Annotated in this window: 22 protein-coding genes and 1 riboswitch; of the genes, 11 read left to right on the forward strand and 11 right to left on the reverse strand. The window is 69.1% G+C overall.

From position 1 onward, the window contains the following. Nucleotides 1–58: 58 nt before the first annotated feature. Both OOK38_RS13480 and OOK38_RS13485 read right to left on the reverse strand, forming a co-directional pair. Nucleotides 59–511, reverse strand: coding sequence for a GNAT family N-acetyltransferase (locus OOK38_RS13480; RefSeq protein WP_266760562.1), 453 nt, complete (start codon nucleotides 509–511; stop codon nucleotides 59–61). Between the two features lie 9 nt (nucleotides 512–520). After that, complete coding sequence (locus OOK38_RS13485; RefSeq protein WP_266760561.1) at nucleotides 521–1,009, reverse strand: MarR family winged helix-turn-helix transcriptional regulator; 489 nt, start codon at nucleotides 1,007–1,009, stop codon at nucleotides 521–523. A 141-nt stretch (nucleotides 1,010–1,150) separates the two neighbouring features. Between OOK38_RS13485 and OOK38_RS13490 the strand changes: the two genes are divergently transcribed. Both OOK38_RS13490 and OOK38_RS13495 read left to right on the forward strand, forming a co-directional pair. Beyond that, a complete protein-coding gene (locus OOK38_RS13490) occupies nucleotides 1,151–2,359 on the forward strand; it encodes an MFS transporter (protein ID WP_266760560.1) in 1,209 nt (402 codons plus the stop codon). A gap of 99 nt (nucleotides 2,360–2,458) precedes the next feature. Further along, complete coding sequence (locus OOK38_RS13495; RefSeq protein ID WP_266760559.1) at nucleotides 2,459–2,881, forward strand: heme-binding protein; 423 nt, start codon at nucleotides 2,459–2,461, stop codon at nucleotides 2,879–2,881. A 104-nt stretch (nucleotides 2,882–2,985) separates the two neighbouring features. Here OOK38_RS13495 and OOK38_RS13500 read toward each other — a convergent pair whose 3' ends face one another. Next, entirely contained in the window at nucleotides 2,986–3,852 is an 867-nt protein-coding gene (locus OOK38_RS13500; RefSeq protein WP_266760558.1) for a GNAT family N-acetyltransferase, read from the reverse strand. Between the two features lie 170 nt (nucleotides 3,853–4,022). Here OOK38_RS13500 and OOK38_RS13505 point away from each other — a divergent pair, with 170 nt between their 5' ends. After that, on the forward strand, nucleotides 4,023–4,655 hold the full coding sequence (locus OOK38_RS13505; protein ID WP_266760556.1) for an HAD family phosphatase: 633 nt from the start codon (nucleotides 4,023–4,025) through the stop codon (nucleotides 4,653–4,655). Between the two features lie 406 nt (nucleotides 4,656–5,061). Beyond that, nucleotides 5,062–6,666: a globin domain-containing protein gene (locus OOK38_RS13510; protein ID WP_266760554.1), complete on the forward strand. Its 1,605-nt coding sequence runs from the start codon at nucleotides 5,062–5,064 to the stop codon at nucleotides 6,664–6,666. A 19-nt stretch (nucleotides 6,667–6,685) separates the two neighbouring features. Here the strand turns inward: OOK38_RS13510 and OOK38_RS13515 are convergent, their stop codons facing one another. From OOK38_RS13515 to OOK38_RS13535, 5 genes are all read right to left on the reverse strand, one after another. Further along, the gene (locus OOK38_RS13515; RefSeq protein WP_266760553.1) at nucleotides 6,686–7,168 is read right to left on the reverse strand and encodes an NUDIX domain-containing protein; all 483 of its coding nucleotides are present in this window, start codon (nucleotides 7,166–7,168) and stop codon (nucleotides 6,686–6,688) included. A 183-nt stretch (nucleotides 7,169–7,351) separates the two neighbouring features. Further along, nucleotides 7,352–8,257: a LysR family transcriptional regulator gene (locus tag OOK38_RS13520; protein ID WP_266760551.1), complete on the reverse strand. Its 906-nt coding sequence runs from the start codon at nucleotides 8,255–8,257 to the stop codon at nucleotides 7,352–7,354. A gap of 214 nt (nucleotides 8,258–8,471) precedes the next feature. After that, nucleotides 8,472–9,671 carry a cystathionine gamma-lyase gene (locus tag OOK38_RS13525; protein WP_266760550.1) on the reverse strand — a complete coding sequence of 400 codons (1,200 nt, stop codon included), beginning with the start codon at nucleotides 9,669–9,671 and terminating at the stop codon, nucleotides 8,472–8,474. Then, nucleotides 9,668–10,159: a low molecular weight protein-tyrosine-phosphatase gene (locus OOK38_RS13530; protein WP_266760548.1), complete on the reverse strand. Its 492-nt coding sequence runs from the start codon at nucleotides 10,157–10,159 to the stop codon at nucleotides 9,668–9,670. Before OOK38_RS13530 ends, OOK38_RS13525 begins: the two co-directional genes overlap by 4 nt. Before the next feature lie 9 nt (nucleotides 10,160–10,168). Beyond that, nucleotides 10,169–10,552, reverse strand: a complete 384-nt coding sequence (locus OOK38_RS13535; RefSeq protein WP_266760546.1) for a phage holin family protein — start codon at nucleotides 10,550–10,552, stop codon at nucleotides 10,169–10,171. Nucleotides 10,553–10,634: 82 nt separating this feature from the next. On the opposite strand from OOK38_RS13535, the gene OOK38_RS13540 reads away from it, so the two are divergent. From OOK38_RS13540 to OOK38_RS13555, 4 genes are all read left to right on the forward strand, one after another. Further along, nucleotides 10,635–10,952: a cupin domain-containing protein gene (locus OOK38_RS13540; protein WP_266760544.1), complete on the forward strand. Its 318-nt coding sequence runs from the start codon at nucleotides 10,635–10,637 to the stop codon at nucleotides 10,950–10,952. 164 nt (nucleotides 10,953–11,116) lie between these two features. Continuing rightward, the gene (locus OOK38_RS13545; protein ID WP_266760542.1) at nucleotides 11,117–11,329 is read left to right on the forward strand and encodes a DUF5326 family protein; all 213 of its coding nucleotides are present in this window, start codon (nucleotides 11,117–11,119) and stop codon (nucleotides 11,327–11,329) included. Between the two features lie 534 nt (nucleotides 11,330–11,863). Then, nucleotides 11,864–12,622 carry an IclR family transcriptional regulator gene (locus OOK38_RS13550; RefSeq protein ID WP_266765767.1) on the forward strand — a complete coding sequence of 253 codons (759 nt, stop codon included), beginning with the start codon at nucleotides 11,864–11,866 and terminating at the stop codon, nucleotides 12,620–12,622. 100 nt (nucleotides 12,623–12,722) lie between these two features. Then, nucleotides 12,723–13,160: an SsgA family sporulation/cell division regulator gene (locus OOK38_RS13555; protein ID WP_266760541.1), complete on the forward strand. Its 438-nt coding sequence runs from the start codon at nucleotides 12,723–12,725 to the stop codon at nucleotides 13,158–13,160. 84 nt (nucleotides 13,161–13,244) lie between these two features. Here OOK38_RS13555 and OOK38_RS13560 read toward each other — a convergent pair whose 3' ends face one another. Then, a complete protein-coding gene (locus OOK38_RS13560) occupies nucleotides 13,245–14,762 on the reverse strand; it encodes a YibE/F family protein (RefSeq protein WP_266760540.1) in 1,518 nt (505 codons plus the stop codon). Nucleotides 14,763–14,833: 71 nt separating this feature from the next. Next, nucleotides 14,834–14,990, forward strand: a riboswitch (TPP riboswitch). Between OOK38_RS13560 and thiC the strand changes: the two genes are divergently transcribed. Further along, nucleotides 14,983–16,803, forward strand: coding sequence for a phosphomethylpyrimidine synthase ThiC (gene thiC, locus OOK38_RS13565; protein WP_266760538.1), 1,821 nt, complete (start codon nucleotides 14,983–14,985; stop codon nucleotides 16,801–16,803). (Overlaps the previous riboswitch by 8 nt.) 64 nt (nucleotides 16,804–16,867) lie before the next feature. On the opposite strand, the gene OOK38_RS13570 is transcribed toward thiC, so the two are convergent. Continuing rightward, nucleotides 16,868–17,254 (reverse strand): VOC family protein, encoded by a 387-nt coding sequence (locus tag OOK38_RS13570; RefSeq protein ID WP_266765766.1) that lies wholly within the window; start codon nucleotides 17,252–17,254, stop codon nucleotides 16,868–16,870. Nucleotides 17,255–17,259: 5 nt separating this feature from the next. Next, entirely contained in the window at nucleotides 17,260–17,622 is a 363-nt protein-coding gene (locus OOK38_RS13575; RefSeq protein WP_266760536.1) for a DUF1801 domain-containing protein, read from the reverse strand. Nucleotides 17,623–17,760: 138 nt separating this feature from the next. On the opposite strand from OOK38_RS13575, the gene OOK38_RS13580 reads away from it, so the two are divergent. Both OOK38_RS13580 and OOK38_RS13585 read left to right on the forward strand, forming a co-directional pair. Continuing rightward, on the forward strand, nucleotides 17,761–18,648 hold the full coding sequence (locus tag OOK38_RS13580; RefSeq protein WP_266760534.1) for a LysR family transcriptional regulator: 888 nt from the start codon (nucleotides 17,761–17,763) through the stop codon (nucleotides 18,646–18,648). A 241-nt stretch (nucleotides 18,649–18,889) separates the two neighbouring features. Then, nucleotides 18,890–20,368, forward strand: coding sequence for a VWA domain-containing protein (locus OOK38_RS13585; protein ID WP_266760532.1), 1,479 nt, complete (start codon nucleotides 18,890–18,892; stop codon nucleotides 20,366–20,368). The last annotated feature ends 112 nt before the right edge of the window (nucleotides 20,369–20,480 follow it).

The following is a 20,480-nucleotide window of genomic DNA, read 5'->3' on the forward strand; positions in this document are numbered from 1 at the left end:
GCGGCAGGAAGGGCGGGGCGGCAGGAAGGGCCGAGCGACGAGTGGTCAGCGGCTTCCGTCAGAGCGGGAGCTTGAAGCCGACGTGTGAGGCCTCGAAGCCCAGCCGCTCGTAGAAGCGATGCGCGTCGGTGCGGGAGGCGTCGGAGGTCAGCTGGACCAAGTGGCAGCCCTGGCGGCGGGATTCCTCGATCGCCCACTCGATGAGCTCCGTCCCGAGACCGCTGCCACGTTCGTCGCCGTGGATACGTACGGCTTCGATGATGGAGCGCGTCGCCCCCTTGCGGGACAGTCCGGGAATCACGGTGAGCTGCAGGGTGCCGACAACGCGGTTCTCGCGCACGGCGACGACCAGGTGCTGGTTCGGGTCCCCGCTCAGACGCTCCAGGGCGCCCAGATACGGGGTCAGATCGTCGGGCGATTCCCGTTGGGCACCCAGCGGGTCGTCGGCGAGCATCGCGACAATGGCGGGCACGTCGTCGGCGACCGCCGCTCGTATCTCAAGATCTGCCATGAGCGCACCCTACGAGGGCACGCCCACCGAGGGCACGGGCTGTACGGGCACGCTGGCGGACTCCACGACCCGGACCAGGGGGGCCAGCTCAGGGTTCACGGCCGCCTCGTCGAGTGCCTCGCGCAGGGCGGCGTCATTGGTGGGCCGCGCCTCGGCGAGGAGCTCCAGGCCGGCCTCGCTGACGTTCGTGTAGATGCCGCGGCGGTCGGTCGGGCAGAGATAGCGGGCGAGCAGCCCTCGGTCCTCAAGACGGGTGACCAGCCGTGTGGTGGCGCTCTGGCTGAGGACGACCGCGTCCGCGACCTGCTTCATCTGGAGATGGCCGCCGTCGCCGTCGTGCTGCCGGCTGAGCACGTCGAGCAGGGAGTACTCGCGCACGCTGAGCCCGTGCCTGGACTGTAGGGCCCGCTCGATGTGGGCCTCGATCCTCCCGTGCAGCAGGGAGAGTGCGCACCATCCCTGAGCGAGGGCGGTGAGCGCGGGGTCCGTGGCTGTCATGGCGTTTCCTCCGTCCCGGAGCGGCTGAAACCCAGGATAGAGCACAGGCGCAATAGCCCGCTGTTGCGTATAGCCCGCGTCTGCAACTATTGTGAACGCAGGCAAAGCGCCCATGCAATCTCCTGGAAGGTGTACTCCACCATGCCTCTCGCGCTTCTGGCCCTCGCGATCGGGGCCTTCGGAATCGGAACGACAGAGTTCGTGATCATGGGCGTCCTGCCCGAGGTCGCCGGAGACTTCGGTGTCTCCATCCCCACCGCCGGACTACTGGTGACCGGCTATGCCCTCGGTGTGGTGATCGGCGCGCCGATCATGACCGCGCTCGGCACGAAGGTCTCCCGCAAGCGGATGCTCATGGTGCTGATGGGTCTGTTCGTCGTCGGCAATCTGATCTCCGCCCTGGCTCCGGCCTTCTGGCTGATGTTCGTGGGCAGGGTGGTCGCCTCTCTCGCCCACGGTGCCTTCTTCGGCATCGGGTCGGTGGCCGCCGCCGAACTGGTCGCGCCCGAGAAGAAGGCCGGCGCCATCGCGATGATGTTCAGCGGGCTCACGATCGCCAATGTCGTCGGCGTCCCGCTGGGCACGCTGATCGGACAGTCCGCGGGCTGGCGCGTCACCTTCGCGGGGGTCGCCGCGCTCGGCGTCATCGGGCTGCTGGGCATCGCCAAGCTGGTGCCGGAGATGCCGAAGCCCGAGGGCGTGCACCTGCGCCATGAGCTCGCCGCCTTCAAGAACGTCCAGGTCCTGCTCGCGATGGCGATGACGGTGCTCGGCTTCGGCGGTGTCTTCGCGGCCATCACCTACATCGCGCCGATGATGACGCACGTCGCGGGCTTCGCCGACGGGTCGGTCACCTGGCTGCTGGTCCTCTTCGGCCTCGGCATGGTCGGCGGAAACCTGGTCGGCGGCAAGTTCGCCGACCGCGCGCTGATGCCGATGCTGTACGTGTCTCTGGGCGGCCTCGCCGTCGTGCTCGCCCTCTTCACCGTCACCGCGCACAACAAGATCCTGGCGGCGGTCACGATCGCCCTGATCGGCGCTCTGGGCTTCGCGACCGTGCCTCCGCTTCAGAAGCGCGTTCTCGACCAGGCGCACGGCGCGCCCACCCTGGCCTCGGCCGTGAACATCGGCGCCTTCAACCTCGGCAACGCCCTCTCGGCCTGGCTCGGCGGCATCGTGATCGCGGCAGGCCTCGGCTACACCGCCCCCAACTGGGTCGGTGCGGTTCTCGCCGCGAGCGCGCTCGTTCTGGCCGTCCTCTCGGCCGCTCTGGAGCGCCGCACGGCCCTTCCCGGCTCCGTGGTCGCCAGTGGCACCCCGGCCGAGCGGCGGACCGCCGTCCACCACTGACCGGAATCGGGCCCGGTGCGGGGCCAGGGCCGTCCCCGCACCGTCCCGACCCGGCACGTCCCCCACTCGAAACAGCACCCCCACAAGGAGAAACCCCTGATGAGCACCACCACCGCCGTTGCCCCCCTGACCATCGAGGACGCCGAGGTCCTCGTCACCGCGGCCCGTCACGCCGCCGAAGCCACAGGCGTTCGGATCAGCGCCACCGTCCTCGACGCGGGCGGCCACCTTCTCGCGTTCCGGCGCGACGACCAGGCTGTGCTGATCTCGGGAGAGACCAGCACGCGCAAGGCCTACACGGCACTCCAGCTGAACGCGGCAACCGCCGATCTCGTCGAGGCGGTGCAGCCCGGTGGTCTCTTCCACACCCTGCCCACCGCGCTCGACCGCCCCCTGCTGTTCATCGCGGGCGGCGTGCCGGTCCACCGTGACGGCCGTCTGATCGGTGCGATCGGGATCGGTGGCGGCATGCCCGACCAGGACCACGGCTTCGCCGTCACCGCCGTCGCATCGCTCGTCTGACGCTCGGCAGCCACGGCACCCGCCCGACGTACGACAGTCCAGAAGCGCCGGTCTCCCACCGTGTCCCGGGGGACCGGCACTTCGTCTGTCGGCGTGGCTGAGCTCTAGCCGGCGGCGACCGTCAGCGGCGCGAAGCGGCGAGTCCAGTCGCCGGGCAGTTCCGGGATCCCGTACGTCATGACCGAGTTGAAGGCGACGGAGGCAAGCCCGCGCTCTGTCAGCCAGGCCAGCAGGTCTTCGTGCCGCACGTCGATGTCGGTGCGCAGCGGTCGGTCGGTGTGAGCGGCGAGCGAGGAGACGAGCGCCTTCGCCGTCTCCGTGTCCCGGGCGATCAGCGGGCCGACGACATGGTCGGTCATGTTGGGCCAGGCGGCCGCGTAGCCGATGATGCGGCCGTTCTCCTCGGCCACGCGCAGCTGGTCGGAGAAGGCGGGCAACCGCGTGATCATGTGGGTGCGGTCGGTGCCGAAGACCTCTTCGTCCAGCCGGAGGATGGTGGCGAGGTCCTCCGCCGTGGCCGGGCGGGTGGACACCTCGGGCTCAGGGCCGCCAGGAGTGAACACCCCACGGAACATCTCGGCCCGGCCGCTGACCTTGAATCCCAACTCCTCGTAGAGCGGGCGCCCGTACTCGGTCGCGTGCAGGGTCAGTGGGGTGCTGCCCATCTCTTCGACGACGTGCCGCATCAGATGACGGCCGACACCCTGGCGGGAATGCCGCTCGGCGACGAGAACCATGCCGATCGCACCCAGCTCGGGGCAGTCACGCGGTCCGTATTCGGTCACCACGCACGCGGTGACGAGACCGCCGGCGGGGTCGTCGATGCCGTATCCGTTCCCCGCGGTGAGCAGCAGACCCCACTTGTGTTCCTCACGGGGCCAGCCCCGGTCTTCGGACAAGTCGGCGCAGGCGGCGAGGTCGCGAGGCGTCAGACGGCGAACGGGCAGAGCGGTGAGGGATGGTGTCGACACGCACGTCAGGCTGTCTGACACGTGCCGCTGCCGTCCACCGTTTTCCAGGCAGCCCTACCCTTTTTCGACCATGCTCTGCGCCGCCCCACGGCGAGCGGACAGCAACGGACAGCTGTTTCACGTGAAACCCCGGCCCCTGACCGTCGACTGCCCCAGTAGCCTCGGCGGACATGGCGAGACTTCATCTCTTCGACCTCGACGGGACGTTGCTCCACGGCAGCACCGCACCGTTGGAGATCTCCCGGCAGCTCGGGCTGGAAGCCGAGACCATGGCGCTGGAGAAGGCCATTTCCGCGGGGCTCATAGGTCCTCCCGAGTACGCGACACGGGTGCATGCCCTATGGACGGAACTCACCGAGGCGCATGTGACGGCGGCTTTCGACGGAGCGCCATGGATGTCCGGCATCGAAGACGTCTGGAGGGAGATCCGGGAAAACGGCGACTACTGCGCCGTCGTCTCGTTGTCGCCCTCGTTCTTTGTGGAGCGTCTGATGTCGTGGGGAGCGCACGCGGCTCATGGCTCGCGCTTTCCCGCCGTGCCGTTCGCGGAGCCGGTGGATCCGGCGGGTGTACTCAGCGGCGCGGCAAAGGTGCAGATCGCGGACCGGCTCTGTGAAGAGTTCGGGGTGAGTCGGAGCGACTGTGTCGCCTATGGCGACTCCCTCTCGGACAAGGACCTTTTCCGCGCTGTGCCGGTGTCCGTCGCGGTCAATGCGGACCGGCATCTGTGCGGCCTGGCCACCTACTCCTACGTGGGACGGGACCTGTGGGATGCCTATCAATTGGTTTGCGGGGCAAGGTAATTCACGTTGTCGGCAGGCCGGTGCCGCGCTCATTAGCCTTGAGGGAAGAGGGCACTTGTGCCGAGGGCCGCTGCCGGTATGGTCGACTCCGGTTCGCGTCCGCCGAAGTGTGCGCACGTCCCGCCGACGCGGGCGCCCGGCAACGCAGGCCAAAGCAGCCTAACGGGACGGAGAGATCGAAGACCCGCATTTTCCGTTATGAGGCCGGGCGTTGACCCCGGGTGGGATGCTCGACGAGAGCGCTGCGGCCAATGTCACATTCTCGCCTTACTTGTCCGTACGGGGTGGGAATCCGGCCCAATGCGGCCGCATTGGGCCGACGGGACTGAACCGGGAAAGAGAGCAAGCCGTCTGCGGGGGAAAGCAGGCATCTTCCGACTGCGGAGGTGCGCAGACCGACCGAAAGATGTTCGAGGCGAGGCAGACCATGGACGCTCCGACCACCACGTCGGCCGACAACGGCACTTCAGGCGGAAACGGCGGGGGCGGCTGGTTCACGCCGCACAAGGAGCCGCCGACTCCCAGCGGTGATCAGGGGCCATCGGACGGCCGTCGGCTGGCCGCGTTGCGCCCGGTGGGCCGGTCCGCGGCAACGCAGGGGGAACCCGGCCAAACCACCCCTGAGCAAGCGGCTCCCGGGCAGGGAACACCCCAGCAGGAACGAATATCCCCGGTCGCCGAGGCGCCCAAGGCCTCTCGTCACTTCGAGCCGGAGCCGGCCCACGAAGCCGTGCGCCCGCAGTCGGGCCCCGGGCAGGCGCAGTTCGGCCCTCCGCGGCCCTCACAGGCCTCCGCGACCGAGTACGGGCCCCGGCAGCCCCACCGCGGCTCTCCGGGGCCTGAGGCCCGCCCTGAGCCGCATGGGACGGTCCGGCCGCCGGCCCCCGCCCCCAAGGCGTCTCCCGACGCCGTGCTGATCCGCCGGACCATGGCCGAGGTCGGTGACATCGCCGACAAGGTCACCTCCTACTTCTACGCGCTTCTCTTCGTACGCCACCCGGAGCTGCGCTCGATGTTTCCCGCCGCGATGGACACCCAGCGGGACCGGCTGCTCAAGGCGCTGCTGACCGCCGCCGAGCACGTCGACAACACCGAGGTCCTCGTCGCGTATCTGCAGAACCTCGGCCGGGGACACCGCAAGTACGGCACCCGGCCGGAGCACTACCCGGCCGTCGGTGAGTGCCTCATCGGCTCGCTCAGCCGGTACGCCTCCGCGATCTGGGACGCCGAGATGGAGGCGGCCTGGGTGCGCACGTACACGACCATCTCCCAGGTCATGATCGACGCCGCAGCCGCCGACGAGCTGCGTGCTCCGGCCTGGTGGTACGCCGAAGTGGTGTCCCACGACCTGAGGACGCCGGACGTCGCTGTCGTCACGGTCCGGCCCGACCAGCCGTACCCGTTCCTGGCCGGGCAGTACACAAGCCTGGAGACACCGTGGTGGCCACGGATCTGGCGGCACTACTCCTTTGCCTCGGCGCCTCGCTCGGACGGGCTGCTGACGTTCCATGTCAAGGCGGTTCCGGCGGGCTGGGTCTCCAACGCACTGGTGCACCGCGCCCGGCCCGGCGATGTCATCCGGCTCGGACCGCCGTCCGGCTCCATGACCGTCGACCACACCACCGACAGCGGACTGCTCTGTCTGGGCGGCGGCACCGGCATCGCACCCATCAAGGCCCTGGTCGAGGACGTCGCCGAACACGGGGAGCGCCGACCCGTCGAAGTCTTCTACGGGGCTCGCACCGATCACGACCTCTACGACATCGACACCATGCTGCGGCTCCAGCAGAGCCACCCCTGGCTCGCGGTACGCCCCGTCGTCGACCAGCAGGCCCATCTCCAGCTGCCGGACGTCGTACGCGAGTACGGGCCCTGGAACGAATTCGACGCGTATCTCTCGGGGCCGCCCGGCATGATCCGCAGCGGTGTCGACACGCTCAGGGACATAGGCATCCCGTCGGACCGTATCCGCCACGACTCGGTGGAAGAACTCGTCGCGGCCGGCGACTGACCCGCGGTTTCCCTCGGCGTCAGCCCAGGTCAGGTGCGTGCATGGCCCGTACGCCTTCGATGTTGCCGTCGAGATAGTGCCTCAGCGAGAGCGGTACGAGGTGGACCGAGGCGATCCCGACCCGGGTGAACGGGACGCGGACGATCTCGTACTCACCGCACGGTTCGTCCATCTCGGGGCCGTGCCGCAGGGCGGGATCCATGGACTCCAGCCGGCAGACGAAGAAGTGCTGGACCTTCACGCCGGTCGCGCCGCCGTCGTCGCCGATGTGCTCGACGGTGTCGACGAAGCAGGGCACCACATCGACGACCTTGGCTCCGAGCTCCTCGTGCACCTCACGATGGAGTGCTTCGACGACAGTCGTGTCCTCCGGTTCGACCCCGCCACCCGGTGTGAGCCAGTAGGGATCGACGCCGGGCTTGGTGCGCTTGATCAAGATCAGGTCGTCACCATCGAGCAGAACGGCACGGGCGGTGCGCTTGACCACGGGTCGGACGGTCATGGGAGAAATGTGGCCCGGCTGGTTCCACGTGAAACATCACCCGGCCGGGATTCCGTGTGAAACGTCCTGGAGCCCGCCCTGGGGTTCCGAGAAGGCGGGGGCGGCCTTCGCCCGAACCGCCGGCCTTCGGTCCCCGGCGGCAGGCCCTGCCACTGAGGATCTCGGTTCCGATCCGTGCCCACCTCAGCCCCAGTCGGCGGCCGCTCGCAGCAGCCATTCGTGCGCGCGGGCGATGTGCGGCATCGCGAGAGTTCCGGTCCGGACGACAAGGAAGTACGTACGCAACGGGGGCACCGCAGGGTCGAGGAGCGCCACGACGTCTCCGCGTTCGATGGCATCGGAACAGAGGTATTTGGGCAGGACGGCGAGCCCGGCGCCCGCGGAGGCACAAGCGAGGACCGCCCGCAGATCCGGGACGACGACCGTGCCGGAGGCGGCCGGGCGGCAGTCGAAGACCGAGGCCCAGTACCGGGCGACGAGCGGCAGCGACTCGTGGACCTCGACGATGGGGAGGTCCTCGAGCGCGTGGGCGCCCTTCCGGCGGAGTTTGCCCGGCCCGACTTCGGCGGCCCAGCGCGGAGAGGCGACCAGGACGTGCTCTTCGTCGCAGAGCGGAGTCGCGGTGAGGAGCGCACCGCGTGGGCGGGCCGTCGTCATGGCCAGATCATGATGTCCGGCGGCGAGCCCCTCCAGCGTCTCCTCCGCGTTGCCGAAGGAGGCGCGCAGCGTGAAGCCCTGTCCGTCGTCGCCGGTCAGCTCCGTGAGCGCGGGCAGTGCGCGCTCCGCGGTGAACTCCGGCGGCCCCGCGAGATGCAGGGTGCGCAGAGAGGAGTCCTCGTCGAGACCGGTCTCGGCTATCTCAACGAGAGCGTCGAGATGCGGCGCCGCCTTGTGGGCCAGCTCGTCGCCGATGGTCGTGGGGGTCACCCCGCGCGCCTGGCGAAGAAACAGGGGCCGCCCCAACTGCCGCTCCAGTGTGCGGATCTGCGAGGTGACGGCCGGCTGGGAGAGTCCGAGCAGCGCGGCAGCGCGAGTGAAGGAACCGGCCCGGTGCACTGTCACAAAAGTGCGCAGCAAGGCCAAGTCCATGGTGCCCCTCCCCTTTCAGCACCCCCGCGCGAACCCCAACTATAAATAAGTCGATAGGTCTCTGTCGCTACGGTGATTGGACACTGACACAGAGTCAACTAGCCTTGTCTGCGCGGTTCTTCGCGCGCGGAACCGGGACGGTCCGAGCCACGAGGGGGGAGGCTCGGACCGTCCGTTGTACGTAGCGGGGTACTGATCCCGGCGCCTTGGCCGCCTACTCCGCGGAGGCGTCGAGGGCCCGCAGCACGTCCGCCACCAGGTCCTCGGGATCCTCGGCACCGGCGGAGAAGCGGATGAAGCCTTCCGGGACCGCGTCCCCGCCCCAGCGGCCGCGCCGCTCGGCCGTGGACCGCACCCCGCCGAAGCTGGTGGCGTCGTCGACCAGGCGCAGCGCATCGAGGAAGCGCTCGGCACGCGCGCGTGTGGGCAGCGTGAAGGAGACCACGCATCCGAAGCGGCGCATCTGCTGTGACGCGATCTTGTGCGACGGGTCGTCGGGCAGCCCCGGGTAGCGCAGCCCCGTCACCTCGGGCCGATCCCGCAGGGCCTCGGCGATCGTCCTGGCGTTGGCGGTCTGCCGGTGGGCCCTCAGCTGGAGCGTGGCGAGCGAACGGTGGGCGAGCCAGGCCTCCATCGGGCCGGGGATGGCTCCGACGACCTTCCGCCAGCGTCGTACGGGAGCCATCAGCGCGGCGTCCCGCCCGGTGACGTATCCCAGGAGGATGTCGCCGTGCCCGGTGAGCATCTTGGTGCCGCTGGCCACGGAGAAGTCGGCACCCAGCTCCAGCGGGCGCTGTCCGAGCGGGGTCGCCAGCGTGTTGTCGACGGCGACGAGCGTGCCCTGCGCGTGTGCGGCAGCGACGAGGCGTCGCAGATCACAGACGTCGAGGCCCGGGTTGGACGGCGTCTCGATCCACAGCAGCTTCGCGCCGTCGAGGACCTCCAGCTGGGCATCGCCGGCGGTGGGGGCGGTGCGCACCTCGATGCCGTACGCGGTCAGCTGCTCGCGCACCAGCGGCAGCACCTGGTAGCCGTCGTCGGGCAGGACGACGATGTCGCCGGCGCGCAGTTGGGAGAAGAGCACCGCGGAGATGGCGGCCATGCCCGAGGGGAAGGCGAGCGTTTCCACGGAGTCCTGGCCGGGCGCTTCCAACTCGCCGATGGCGCGCTCCAGGAGCGTCCAGGTCGGGTTCTCGTCACGGCCGTAGGTGTACGGGCCGGTGGGCTCGCCGGGCAGATGGAAGTGCGCGGCGAAGACCGGGCCGGGAAGGGTCGGCTCGTACTTGACGGGCTCGGGCAGCCCGGCTCGCACCGCGCGGGTGCCGTCGCCCCGCACCGTCGCGCGCGTGTCCTCGCTCCGGCCCGCCGGGCCCGCGCCCTCACCGCTCGCCGTGACGGAATCCCCTGACGTCATGCCTCTCGTCCTCCCACTTGCTCTCGTACCGCGGCGAGCAATCCGGGGCTCGCCGCCTCCACCATCTCAAGACATTCCTCGAAGCCGTCCATATGTCCGTAATACGGATCGGGGACGTCCAGATCGTCGCCCGCGGCGGGGTCGTACGAGCGCAGCAGCCGGACCTTCGCCGCGTCCTCGGCAGTGGTCGCGAGCCGGCGCAGGGCCTTGAGATGGCCGGTGTCCAGGGCGATGACGAGATCGAGACGGGAGAACCACGAGGCCTGGAACTGCCGGGCCGCGTGGTCGCTCTCGTAGCCACCCGCCTCCAGCACGGCGACGGTGCGCTCGTCCGCGCCGTCGCCCTCGTGCCAGCCGCCCGTCCCCGCGCTGTCGACCTCGACCAGCTCGTCGAGTCCGGCTTCCGTCACATGGGCGCGGAAGACGGACTCGGCCATCGGCGAGCGGCAGATGTTGCCGGTGCAGACGAAGCAGACGCGATAGGGCATGGAGCTCTCTCAGTCGTTGTCGCCGTCGGGCAGGACGACGTTGAGCGCCCAGGAGACGACGGAGATGATCAGGCCGCCCAGGACGGCGGTCCAGAAGCCCTCCACATGGAAGCTCAGGTCGAGTTCGTCGGCGAGCCAGGAGGTGAGCAGCAGCATCAGGGCGTTCACCACGAGGGTGATCAGGCCGAGCGTGAGGATGAAGAGCGGGAAGGTCAGTACCTTCACGATCGGCTTGACCAGGAAGTTCACCAGTCCGAAGACCAGCGCGACGAGAAGGAGCGTGGCTATCTTCTTGCCTGTGCTGTCGCCCGTCAGGGTGATCTTGTCCAGGAGCCAGACGGCGACGGCCAGGGCCCCCGCGTTGGCGAGCGTCTTGACTACGAAATTCTTCATGTGTCTGATCGTGGCAGAAGAGATCGACTGGCAAGAAGGGGCTGTGGACACAGCCTGTGGCGTACGAGAGCGGACGAGGGCGATGAAGGCATTCCGACTGGATGAGCTGGAGGCGGAGCGCGCCGCCAACGATGGCGCCTACCTGCAGTTTCTGCGCGAGCGGAACATGTCGGTCGGGCTGTACGCGCTCGACGCGGGCGGGCTCGACCCGCAGAAGCCGCACGCGCAGGACGAGGTGTATTTCGTGGTGAGCGGACGTGCGGCGATCACGGTCGGCCTGGAGACCACCCAGGTGGCGCGGGGCAGTGTCGTGTACGTACCCGCGGGGGTCGCCCACAAGTTCCACCACATCACGGAGGATCTGCGGGTCCTGGTGGTGTTCTCTCCGCCCGAGAGCTGACCTGCGTCTCAGGGTTCCCTAGGGGGACGGTCAGGGGAGGACAAGGGGTGCGGGGCCACCGCACGGCCCCCTCTCCGACCTAGCATCGGATGCGAGACACAAGAGAACCCGGAATCGGTGTCCCGGTGTTGGGGCCACGGGCGAGGAGAGGTAAGGACAGGGCGATGCGAGAGATCTTCAACGGTATGCCGTGGTGGGTGAAGTGGGTCGCGGTGCCGGTCATCGCCCTGGTGGTGTTCGGCGGCCTGATAGCGAGCGTCGTCAGCTTCGTCGTCCTCGTGCTCTTCAAGGTGCTCATCTTCGTGGCGCTCGTCGGCGGGCTGATCTACATCGTGCGGAAGTTCATGTCGAGTTCGTCCTCGCGCAGCGACTGGTGAGGCGCGAGAGGGTGAGCGGGAGGTAACGGCGAAAGGGGAAAGGGAACCCAAGGTTCCCTCGGGCGAGGGAAGTTTTCCGGCGAGGCCGTATGTCGGCCGTGACTGGCGGTTAAAGTCCGGAATTCGACGCGGGGGTCGACCCCCGCGGGCAGCGCACAGCCCCCTCCCGTGTTCCCCGCACGGGCGGTCCTCCTCGCGCTTCGGGAGTGCCCCTTGGCCACGGTTGACACCGCACCCGCACCATCAATCGCTCCGCCCTTCCGGCGATCGGGCATGCCAGCGGCGGCACGCGTTCCACCGGTCCAGCCGCGCACCTCGCCGGGGGAGCCGCCTCCTTCACGTTCCGCGCCGGTTCCGCCGGCGGAACCGGCGCCGCCGCTGACTACGACGGTGGAGACACCCACGCGGCGCGCCCTGCCGGCGGACGGGCTCACCGGGCGCACACTGCCGTCGGTGACCCGCAGTCCGCGCTCTCCGGCCTCCGGGGCGGCACGGCTCGCCCGAACCCTTCCGGCGGAGTCCGAAGCCACCCCGCTGGATTCCCACTCCACCACGCTGATCGGCTCGGTGCAGCGGGCGATGCGTCTGCTGGAGGCCGTCGCCTCGCGGGAACAGGGCGCACCCGCCAAACAGCTCGCCCGGGAGGCGGGACTCGCGCTGCCGACCGCGTACCACCTGCTACGCACCCTTGTTCACGAGGGCTATCTGCGCCGGGACAGAGGGCTGTTCTACCTCGGTGAGGCCGCCGAGCGGCTGAGCAGCAGCGGAGCCCAGCAGAAACGTCGCAGCACGGTGAGTGACACGCTCGCGCACTGGCGCGACGCGATCGGCGCCCCCGTGTACTACGCGATCTACCGCGAGGGCGAGATCGAGGTCGTGTGCGTCGCCGACACTCCGGCGAATCCCGCGGTCGTGGAGTGGGCCGACTTCCGGGAGACCGCGCACGCCCATGCGATCGGCCAGTGTCTGCTGTCCCAGCTGGACGACAAGTCCCGGCGGGACCACCTCGATCGCTACCCGGTGCAGTCGATCACCCCCTACACGGTGCGTGACAAGGACCGCCTCCTGCGGCGCCTCGAACGGACGGGGCGGATGGAACCGGTGGTCGAGCGGCAGGAGTACGCGCTGGGCGCGGTCTGTGCCGCGATCCCGATCACGGCGGGCAGTACCGCCGCGACCATGGCCATTTCCTTCCCGTCCCACCAGGTCGACCGGCTGCTTCCCGCGGCACACAAGTTGCAGAGCGAGATCGGCAGGCTGCTAGGGACACTCGCCATCTCTATCAGTATCTGAAAACTCACTCCTTGTGATCTGTCGTGCACGTTGAGCAAGATTTCCAGCAGTGTCAGGGGGACGATTCCTGGCCAGTCGAAGGCAAACGACGGGGTAGGCGATGCGCGAGTCGGTGCAGGCAGAGGTCATGATGAGCTTCCTCGTGTCCGAGGAGCTGTCCTTCCGCATTCCGGTGGAGCTGCGATACGAGACCTGTGATCCGTACGCGGTGCGGTTGACCTTCCACTTGCCCGGAGACGCGCCCGTGACCTGGGCGTTCGGGCGGGAGCTGCTGATCGACGGGGTGGGCAGGCCATGTGGCGACGGGGATGTGCACATCGCTCCGGCCGACCCGGAGGCGTTCGGTGAGGTGCTGATCCGGCTTCAGGTCGGGGGAGATCACGCGCTGTTCCGGTCCGGGGCCGCGCCGCTCGTCGCCTTCCTCGACCGTACGGACAAGCTGGTGCCGCTCGGGCAGGAGCGATCCCTCGCCGGTTTCGACACATCTCTCGACGAAGCGCTCGACCGCATCCTGGCGGAGGAGCAGAGCGCGGGCTGAAGCGCCCCCGTGCCCCTGAGCGGAGTAACGCTTCCTCAAAAGGGTCTCGTGTGGCGCACGGTTCCGGCGCTTCCGGCGGACGGCTCAGTGCTTGCGGCGGCGGCCCTTCCCGCTCCGTGCCGGTGTCAGGGCACCCGCGGGCGCGACGGGGCCGGTCGCGGTCCCTTCACGGTCCGCGGCGACCACGAGGGCGGCCAGCGCGGTCGTCACCGGCACGGCGGCGACCAGGCCGATCGATCCGACCAGGGTGCGCACGATCTCCTCGGCGACCAGTTCGCTGTTGGCCACGGTGCCCACGCTGCTCTGCGCGATCGAGAAGAGCAGCAGCAGCGGCAGTGCGGCGCCCGCGTAGGCCAGGACGAGCGTGTTGACGACCGACGCGATGTGGTCGCGGCCGATCCGGATGCCCGCGCGGTAGAGGCCACGCCAGCCCATCGTGGGGTTGGCCTCGTGCAGTTCCCATACCGCGGACGTCTGCGTCACCGTCACATCGTCGAGAACACCGAGCGAACCGATGATGACTCCGGCCAGCAGCAGACCGCTCATGTCGATGGACGGGTACAGGCCGTGGATCAGACCGGTGTTGTCGTCCGTGTTGCCGGTCAGCACGGCCCAGTCGATGAAGACCGAGCCGAGAATGCCGATCAGCACGAGTGAGAGCAGGGTGCCGACCACCGCCACGGATGTCCGGGCCGACAGACCATGGCACATGTAGAGCGCGATCAGCATGATCGCGCTGGACCCGACGACGGCCACGACCAGTGGGTTCGAGCCCTGCAGGATCGCCGGCAGGATGAAGAAGTTCAGGATCATGAAGCTGATGGCCAGGGCGATCAGTGCCATGACGCCACGCATCCGGCCGACGACCACGACGACCACGGCGAAGATCCCGGCGAGCAGCGTCAGGGGAAGCTTCCGGTTCGCGTCCGTGACCGAGTACTGGAGGTCCTTGGGGGCGGAGGGCTCGTACGCGACGACGACTTTCTCGCCCTGGTGCAACTGCCGTGACTGGTCCGGCTGAACGATCTCGGTGAACGTGCGGCCCTTGTCCTTGCCGGTGTCGATCCGGATCGTCGCCTTCTTGCATTCACCCGTCGCCTGCTGCTGGGCGGAGGAGCCCTCGGCGGTGGAGGTGTCGCCCGTCGGGGTCTCCCCCGAGGCGTTCACGGACTTGCAGTCCACCTGGTCGATCCTGGTGACCGTCGCCTGCTGGGTCTGCCGGTCGAAGCCGACACCGGTGCGCTCGTGGGAGGGGGCACCGCCGGGCCACAGCACCACGAGACCCACCGCGACCGCGGCCGCGAAGGGGATCAGTACCGCGGCGATGACCTTGCGCAGGTGCTTGGACACCGGTGCGGCAGGGCCGTGGCTGTGCGAGTGCCCGTGCCCGCCGCCCTGACCTCCGCCATGTCCGTCGCCGGCGCCCGGCCCGCGTTCGCCGCCATGACCGTTTCGACCGCCGTCCGGTCCGGAACCATGGCCACCACCCGGCCCGTGCCCGTGTCCATGCCCGTTGCCGGAACCATGTCCGTGGCCGTCGTCGGAGCCCGGACGGCGCGGAGGATCGGACGGTGGGAACGGGGATCGCTGGGGTGCTGTCACCGACCGATCATCGCAAGAACGACAAGGGCCCTCTGTTCACCGCGCCAAATATGACGCTAGCGTGGAGGCACCTTTGCACACGCGGGAGCTCGGAGCACCGGGCTGAGAGGGCGCTGACCTCCGTCTTCGCGATGTTTCACATGAAACATCGACGAACGGAAATCGCTGCGTCGACCGCTGAACCTGTTACCGGGTAATGCCGGCGTAGGGAGTAGGTCTCATGACCAACAAGGACGTACGCACGCCTGCCTCCAGCCAGACGGACGGGGCCGCTTCACCGTGTCTGAACGGGGAGGCCGGGAAGTCCATCGGCTGGCACAAGGCGTACGTCGGGGGTACGCGTCCCGATCTGCGGGTGCCGGTTCGTCAGGTGCACCTGACCAACGGGCAGTCCGTGACGCTGTACGACACCTCCGGCCCGTACACCGATTCCACCATCGACACCGATGTGCGCAGGGGGCTGGCCCCGCTGCGCGAGAACTGGATCATCGCCCGCGGAGACACCGAGGAGTACGCGGGCCGTCCCGCCCGCCCGGAGGACGACGGGATCAAGCACACGTCCCCGCGCGGCGGGCTGCGCAACCTGGACGCGGTTTTCCCGGGGCGGCCGCGTCAGCCGCGCCGGGGGCGCTCCGGGCAGGCGGTCACCCAGCTCGCCTACGCGCGCCGTGGCGAGATCACGCCCGAGATGGAGTTCGTGGCGCTCCGGGAGAACGTCGACCCCGAAGTCGTACGCGAGGAGATCGCCGCCGGCCGCGCGGTGCTGCCCGCCAACGTCAATCACCCGGAGATCGAGCCGATGATCATCGGCAAGCGGTTCCTGGTGAAGGTCAACGCCAACATCGGCAACTCCGCGGTCACTTCCTCCATCGAGGAGGAGGTCGAGAAGATGACCTGGGCGACCCGCTGGGGCGCCGACACGGTCATGGACCTGTCGACCGGCCGCAACATCCACACCACCCGCGAGTGGGTGCTGCGCAACTCCCCCGTCCCCATCGGCACGGTGCCGCTCTACCAGGCGCTGGAGAAGGTCGACGGCCGTGCCGAGGAGCTGACCTGGGAGATCTACAAGGACACGGTCATCGAGCAGGCCGAACAGGGTGTGGACTACATGACGGTCCACGCGGGCGTGCGCCTGGCGTACGTGCCGCTCACCGCGAACCGCAAGACCGGCATCGTCTCGCGCGGCGGCTCGATCATGGCGGCCTGGTGCCTCGCGCACCACAAGGAGTCGTTCCTGTACGAGAACTTCGCGGAACTCTGCAAGATCCTCGCCGCGTACGACGTCACCTACTCGCTCGGCGACGGTCTGCGGCCCGGCTCCATCGCGGACGCCAACGACGCCGCGCAGTTCGCGGAGTTGAGGACACTCGGGGAACTCAACACGGTCGCGAAGAGTTTTCAAGTACAGACGATGATCGAAGGCCCGGGACATGTCCCGATGCACAAGATCAAGGAGAACATCGACCTTCAGCAGGAGATCTGTGATGAAGCTCCGTTCTATACCCTCGGCCCGCTGACGACGGACATCGCGCCTGCGTACGACCACATCACCTCCGGCATCGGTGCCGCGATGATCGCCTGGTGGGGCACGGCCATGCTCTGCTACGTCACGCCCAAGGAGCATTTGGGCCTGCCCAACCGTGACGACGTCAAGACCGGCGTCATCACCTACAAGATCGCCGCACACGCGGCCGATCTCGCCAAGGGGCACCCAGGTGCACAGGACTGGGACGACGCACTCTCCGACGCCCGCTTCGAGTTCCGGTGGGAGGACCAGTTCAACCTGGCTCTCGATCCGGACACGGCACGGGAGTTCCACGACGAGACGCTGCCGGCCGAGCCCGCCAAGACAGCCCACTTCTGCTCCATGTGCGGGCCGAAGTTCTGCTCGATGAAGATCAGTCAGAGCATCAACGAGCGGTTCGGCGGTGACGCGGCCGAAGGCGCTTCCGCGGAGGAGATCTCCGAGGGCATGCTTCAGAAGTCCCGGGAGTTCGCGGAGGCGGGCAACCGCGTGTATCTGCCGCTGGCCGACTGAGTCGTTCCACAGGGGCGCGGTCCGGGGCACGGAACGCCCGGACCGTCGCCCTCGGCCCGCCCGGTCACGCCGCGGCGTCCTGTGGGTACCAGCGCAGTTCCACCGTGTTGCCGTCCGGGTCCTGGACGTAGACCGAGGTGGCGGAGCCCCGCGCGCCGAAGCGTGCGACGGGACCCTCAAGCACGGTGAGGGATCCCGACGCGATGACCTCGTCCCAGTCCAGCGGTTCCACGGTGAGACAGATGTGGTCGACGTTGGACTCCCCTCGGGGGCCGTCCACCAGGTCGATGATGGTTTCCGCGGTGATCCGCACCGACGGGAACGGGACCTGGCCGGCTCGCCACTCGGCGAGGCGTACAGGTGCCAGCCCGAGAAGTCCGGTGTAGAAGCCCAGGGACCGTTCGACGTCCTCGACGTTGAGGACCAGGTGGTCGAAGGCCTTCACGCGCAGCGCGGTCACTTCGTCTCCAGGGCGACGGCGCGGCGGAGCCACTCACCGAAGAGGACGGGGTCGACCTCGTCGGTACGGCTGAGCTTCACCGAGGCCATCTGGCGGGCTCCGGCGATCAGTCGGCCCGATGGATCGGCCACCTCCTGGCCGCGCCAGAGGCCGAAGGTGACGTAGGACGTGTAGCCCTTGAGCAGGCAGACCGGTGTCTGACCGGGCTTGGCTCCGAGGCTCCAGGTGGGATGGCCGTGCCAGAGCGCGCCGGAGTCGTCGGGGAGGGCCGAGTCGATGACAGGCCGGATCTTCTCGCCGATGTCGCGCAGCGGGCCGTCGAGCCCGTTCAGGTAGGAGGTGATGTCCGAGGCGTTCATGTGAGTCCTGTTCAGGAGGGGTGTCCCGGTCTCTCCAAGAGGGCCGGTTGGACGCCTTCTACGATCCGCCGCGTCACCGAGGCCATCAAGGCATGATCGACGTACGACCGTTGAGCCAGATTTAACGCCGGGGGATTCATGCTGGAGCGGCTGGAGATCGAGAGCTTCCTGACGCTGGCCGAGGAACTGCACTTCGGCCGGACCGCAGAGCGGTTGCTGATCACGACCGGGCGGGTCAGCCAGGTGATCAAGAAGCTTGAACGCAGGGTCGGCGGGCCCTTGTTCGAACGCAACAGCCGTTCCGTCCGGCTCACTCCGATCGGCCGGCAGTTGGCGGACGACCTGGTGCCGCTGGTCGCCGCGATGGAGACGGCGCTGCGAAGGGCGGCCGATGCCAGTCGTGGGGTCACCGGAGAGCTGCGGGTCGCCTTCCTCGGCGAATGGACGGCACCCGCGCTGCTCAGGGCGGTCGGTCTGTTCGGTGAGCGGCACCCCGATTGCCGGGTCGATGTACGGGAGGTTCAGCTGTCCAACTCCCGCGCGAGTCTGGTGGACGGCTCGATCGACATCCTCCTCGCCTCGTTCCCCTTCGACGGCATGGCCTGCGGCCCGGCGCTGCTGCGGGAGAGACGGGTACTGGCCGTGGCGGCCGGTCATCCGCTCGCCGGCGAGGAGCGGGTGTCCGTCGAAGTACTCGCGGAGCACCCCGTGGTGCAGTACCCGGCGGTGACCTCCGCGGGCTTCAAACGGGACCGCACACCGGACCGCACTCCTTCGGGCAGGCCCGTTCCCAAGGGCCCGGTCGGCGGGTCGTTCTCCGAAATGCTGACTCTGGTCGCGATGGGCCGGGGTGTCCTCCCGGTCGGGGAGCACTCCCGCCAGTACTACCCCCGGCCCGATGTCGCGTACGTGCCTCTTCACGACGCGCGGCCGATCGAACGGGGACTGGTGTGGAGGGAGGGCAACAGCACCGAGCGGGTGCGCGAGTTCGTTCGGGCCGCTACGGACGCGACCGGCTCCGCCTGAACCGGAGCCGCGAGCCGCGAGCCGCGAGCCGGGAGCCGCGAGCCGGGAGTCGGGAGCCGCGAGCCGGGAGTCGGGAGCCGCGAGTCGGGAGTCGGGAGCCGGGAGCCGGGAGTCGGGAGCTCGACCCCATTCGCCGGGTGGTCCGTTTTCGGGGGCGGGAGCGGGGGGCTTGGGTCCGTCCGATGGGCGCGGATGCGTATCGGACGGTTCCGGTGCCGGGTTCTCTAGGCAGACTGGGCGCATGACAGCGACATCGATGAGCAAGGGCGCCAACCTTCCCGTCGCGGCGCAGGAGGTGCGGGTCGTGCTCGGCTGGTCCGGGGGCCCCGGTGCTCCGGACGCCGATGCCTCGGCTCTGCTGCTCCGTGCGGACGGACGGGTGCGGGACGACGGTGACTTCGTCTTCTACAACCAGCCGAGACACGCCTCCGGGGCCGTGCGTCACCTGGGGAAGCGGAGGGAAGGCGGCGGGACGACGGACACCGTCGGGGTGGATCTGCGCACCCTGGAGCCGGAGATCCAGCGCGTCGTCCTGGGCGCCTCCGCCGACGGGGGCACCTTCGGCGGGCTGACGGGTCTGAGGCTGACGCTGCTCGACGCCGGGACCGGGCAGGAGCTGGCGCTCTTCGAGATGGAGGCGACGACGGAGACGGCATTCATCGGGGGTGAGCTGTATCTGCGGGGCGGCCAGTGGAAGTTCCGCGCGGTGGGCCAGGGGTACGACTCCGGACTCGCCGGCCTGGCCACCGACTTCGGGATCAGCGTCGACGAGGAGCCGGGTGCGTCCGGGAGCACGGGCCCGGGGAGCACGGGCTCAGGGGGCGCGGCGCCGGGATTCGCGGGCTCCGGAGGTTCCTCGCCCGGTACGGCCGCGGCTCCCGCGGCCACACCCGCTGTTCCGCCTCGGCCCACGATGCCGCCCCCGTCCGCCCCGGCGCCGCCTTCCGCCCCTCGCCTGATCAAGGGCGAGGACCAGTTGCCCGTGGACATGCGCAAGCGGCTCTCCCTGCGAAAGGAGCAGGTGGCGGTCAGTCTGCGCAAACACGGGGCGGTGGGTGTCAGGGCCCGCGTCATCCTGGTGCTGGACGCCTCCGGGTCGATGTCGTTCCTGTACTCGAAGGGCGTCGTGGCCGATGTGGTGGAGCGGATGGCCGCGGTGGCCGCCCAGTTGGACGACGACGGCGAGATGCAGGCGTGGACCTTCGCGTCGAACCCGGCCCGGCTGCCGGACCTCGCCGTGGGGGACCTGCCGGAGTGGCTGGAGCGCCATGTCCGGGTCGGTGAACTGACCCTCTTCCGGCGGAGCAAGAAGCCTCGGAAGGGGATGCTGCCCGGACAGGTGGACATGCGGGCGGTCGGCATCCAGAACGAGGAGCAGAAGGTGATCGCCGAGGTCCGGACGTACGTCCGTGAGTACCCGGCCGCCGATCCCACGCTGGTGCTCTTCTTCTCCGACGGGGGTGTCTACCGCAACAAGGAGATCGAGAAGGAGCTGCGGGAGGCGGTGGACGAGCCGATCTTCTGGCAGTTCGTCGGACTGGGGCGCTCCAACTACGGCGTACTGGAGCGGTTCGACACGCTGCCGGGCCGGCGCGTCGACAATGTGGGGTTCTTCGCGGTCGACGACATCAGCCACGTACCGGACCCGGAGCTCTACGACCGGCTGCTGTCCGAGTTCCCGTCGTGGGTGAGCGAGGCACGGCGGCTGGGCATCTTCTGACCGCCCCGATCCCGGGGGCAGCCGACGACGTCTGCGGTCCCGCACCCGGGGTAGCCCGTACGGGCCCGCTCCCGAGCCGGTCGTACGGAGCCGAGTCCGCGGCGGCCGTACG

The organism is Streptomyces sp. NBC_00568 (assembly GCF_026341855.1).
Classification (GTDB): domain Bacteria; phylum Actinomycetota; class Actinomycetes; order Streptomycetales; family Streptomycetaceae; genus Streptomyces.

Excerpts from the sequence above, each read along its gene's own strand:
- OOK38_RS13520 (WP_266760551.1), bottom strand. The coding sequence starts at position 8,257 with ATGGACTTGGCCTTGCTGCGCACTTTTGTGACAGTGCACCGGGCCGGT.
- OOK38_RS13585 (WP_266760532.1), top strand. The coding sequence starts at position 18,890 with ATGACAGCGACATCGATGAGCAAGGGCGCCAACCTTCCCGTCGCGGCG.
- OOK38_RS13540 (WP_266760544.1), top strand. The coding sequence starts at position 10,635 with ATGAAGGCATTCCGACTGGATGAGCTGGAGGCGGAGCGCGCCGCCAAC.
- OOK38_RS13480 (WP_266760562.1), bottom strand. The coding sequence starts at position 511 with ATGGCAGATCTTGAGATACGAGCGGCGGTCGCCGACGACGTGCCCGCC.
- OOK38_RS13495 (WP_266760559.1), top strand. The coding sequence starts at position 2,459 with ATGAGCACCACCACCGCCGTTGCCCCCCTGACCATCGAGGACGCCGAG.
- OOK38_RS13530 (WP_266760548.1), bottom strand. The coding sequence starts at position 10,159 with ATGCCCTATCGCGTCTGCTTCGTCTGCACCGGCAACATCTGCCGCTCG.
- OOK38_RS13555 (WP_266760541.1), top strand. The coding sequence starts at position 12,723 with ATGCGCGAGTCGGTGCAGGCAGAGGTCATGATGAGCTTCCTCGTGTCC.
- OOK38_RS13485 (WP_266760561.1), bottom strand. The coding sequence starts at position 1,009 with ATGACAGCCACGGACCCCGCGCTCACCGCCCTCGCTCAGGGATGGTGC.
- OOK38_RS13545 (WP_266760542.1), top strand. The coding sequence starts at position 11,117 with ATGCGAGAGATCTTCAACGGTATGCCGTGGTGGGTGAAGTGGGTCGCG.
- OOK38_RS13505 (WP_266760556.1), top strand. The coding sequence starts at position 4,023 with ATGGCGAGACTTCATCTCTTCGACCTCGACGGGACGTTGCTCCACGGC.
- OOK38_RS13580 (WP_266760534.1), top strand. The coding sequence starts at position 17,761 with ATGCTGGAGCGGCTGGAGATCGAGAGCTTCCTGACGCTGGCCGAGGAA.
- OOK38_RS13515 (WP_266760553.1), bottom strand. The coding sequence starts at position 7,168 with ATGACCGTCCGACCCGTGGTCAAGCGCACCGCCCGTGCCGTTCTGCTC.
- OOK38_RS13535 (WP_266760546.1), bottom strand. The coding sequence starts at position 10,552 with ATGAAGAATTTCGTAGTCAAGACGCTCGCCAACGCGGGGGCCCTGGCC.
- thiC (WP_266760538.1), top strand. The coding sequence starts at position 14,983 with ATGACCAACAAGGACGTACGCACGCCTGCCTCCAGCCAGACGGACGGG.
- OOK38_RS13510 (WP_266760554.1), top strand. The coding sequence starts at position 5,062 with ATGTTCGAGGCGAGGCAGACCATGGACGCTCCGACCACCACGTCGGCC.
- OOK38_RS13575 (WP_266760536.1), bottom strand. The coding sequence starts at position 17,622 with ATGAACGCCTCGGACATCACCTCCTACCTGAACGGGCTCGACGGCCCG.
- OOK38_RS13490 (WP_266760560.1), top strand. The coding sequence starts at position 1,151 with ATGCCTCTCGCGCTTCTGGCCCTCGCGATCGGGGCCTTCGGAATCGGA.
- OOK38_RS13525 (WP_266760550.1), bottom strand. The coding sequence starts at position 9,671 with ATGACGTCAGGGGATTCCGTCACGGCGAGCGGTGAGGGCGCGGGCCCG.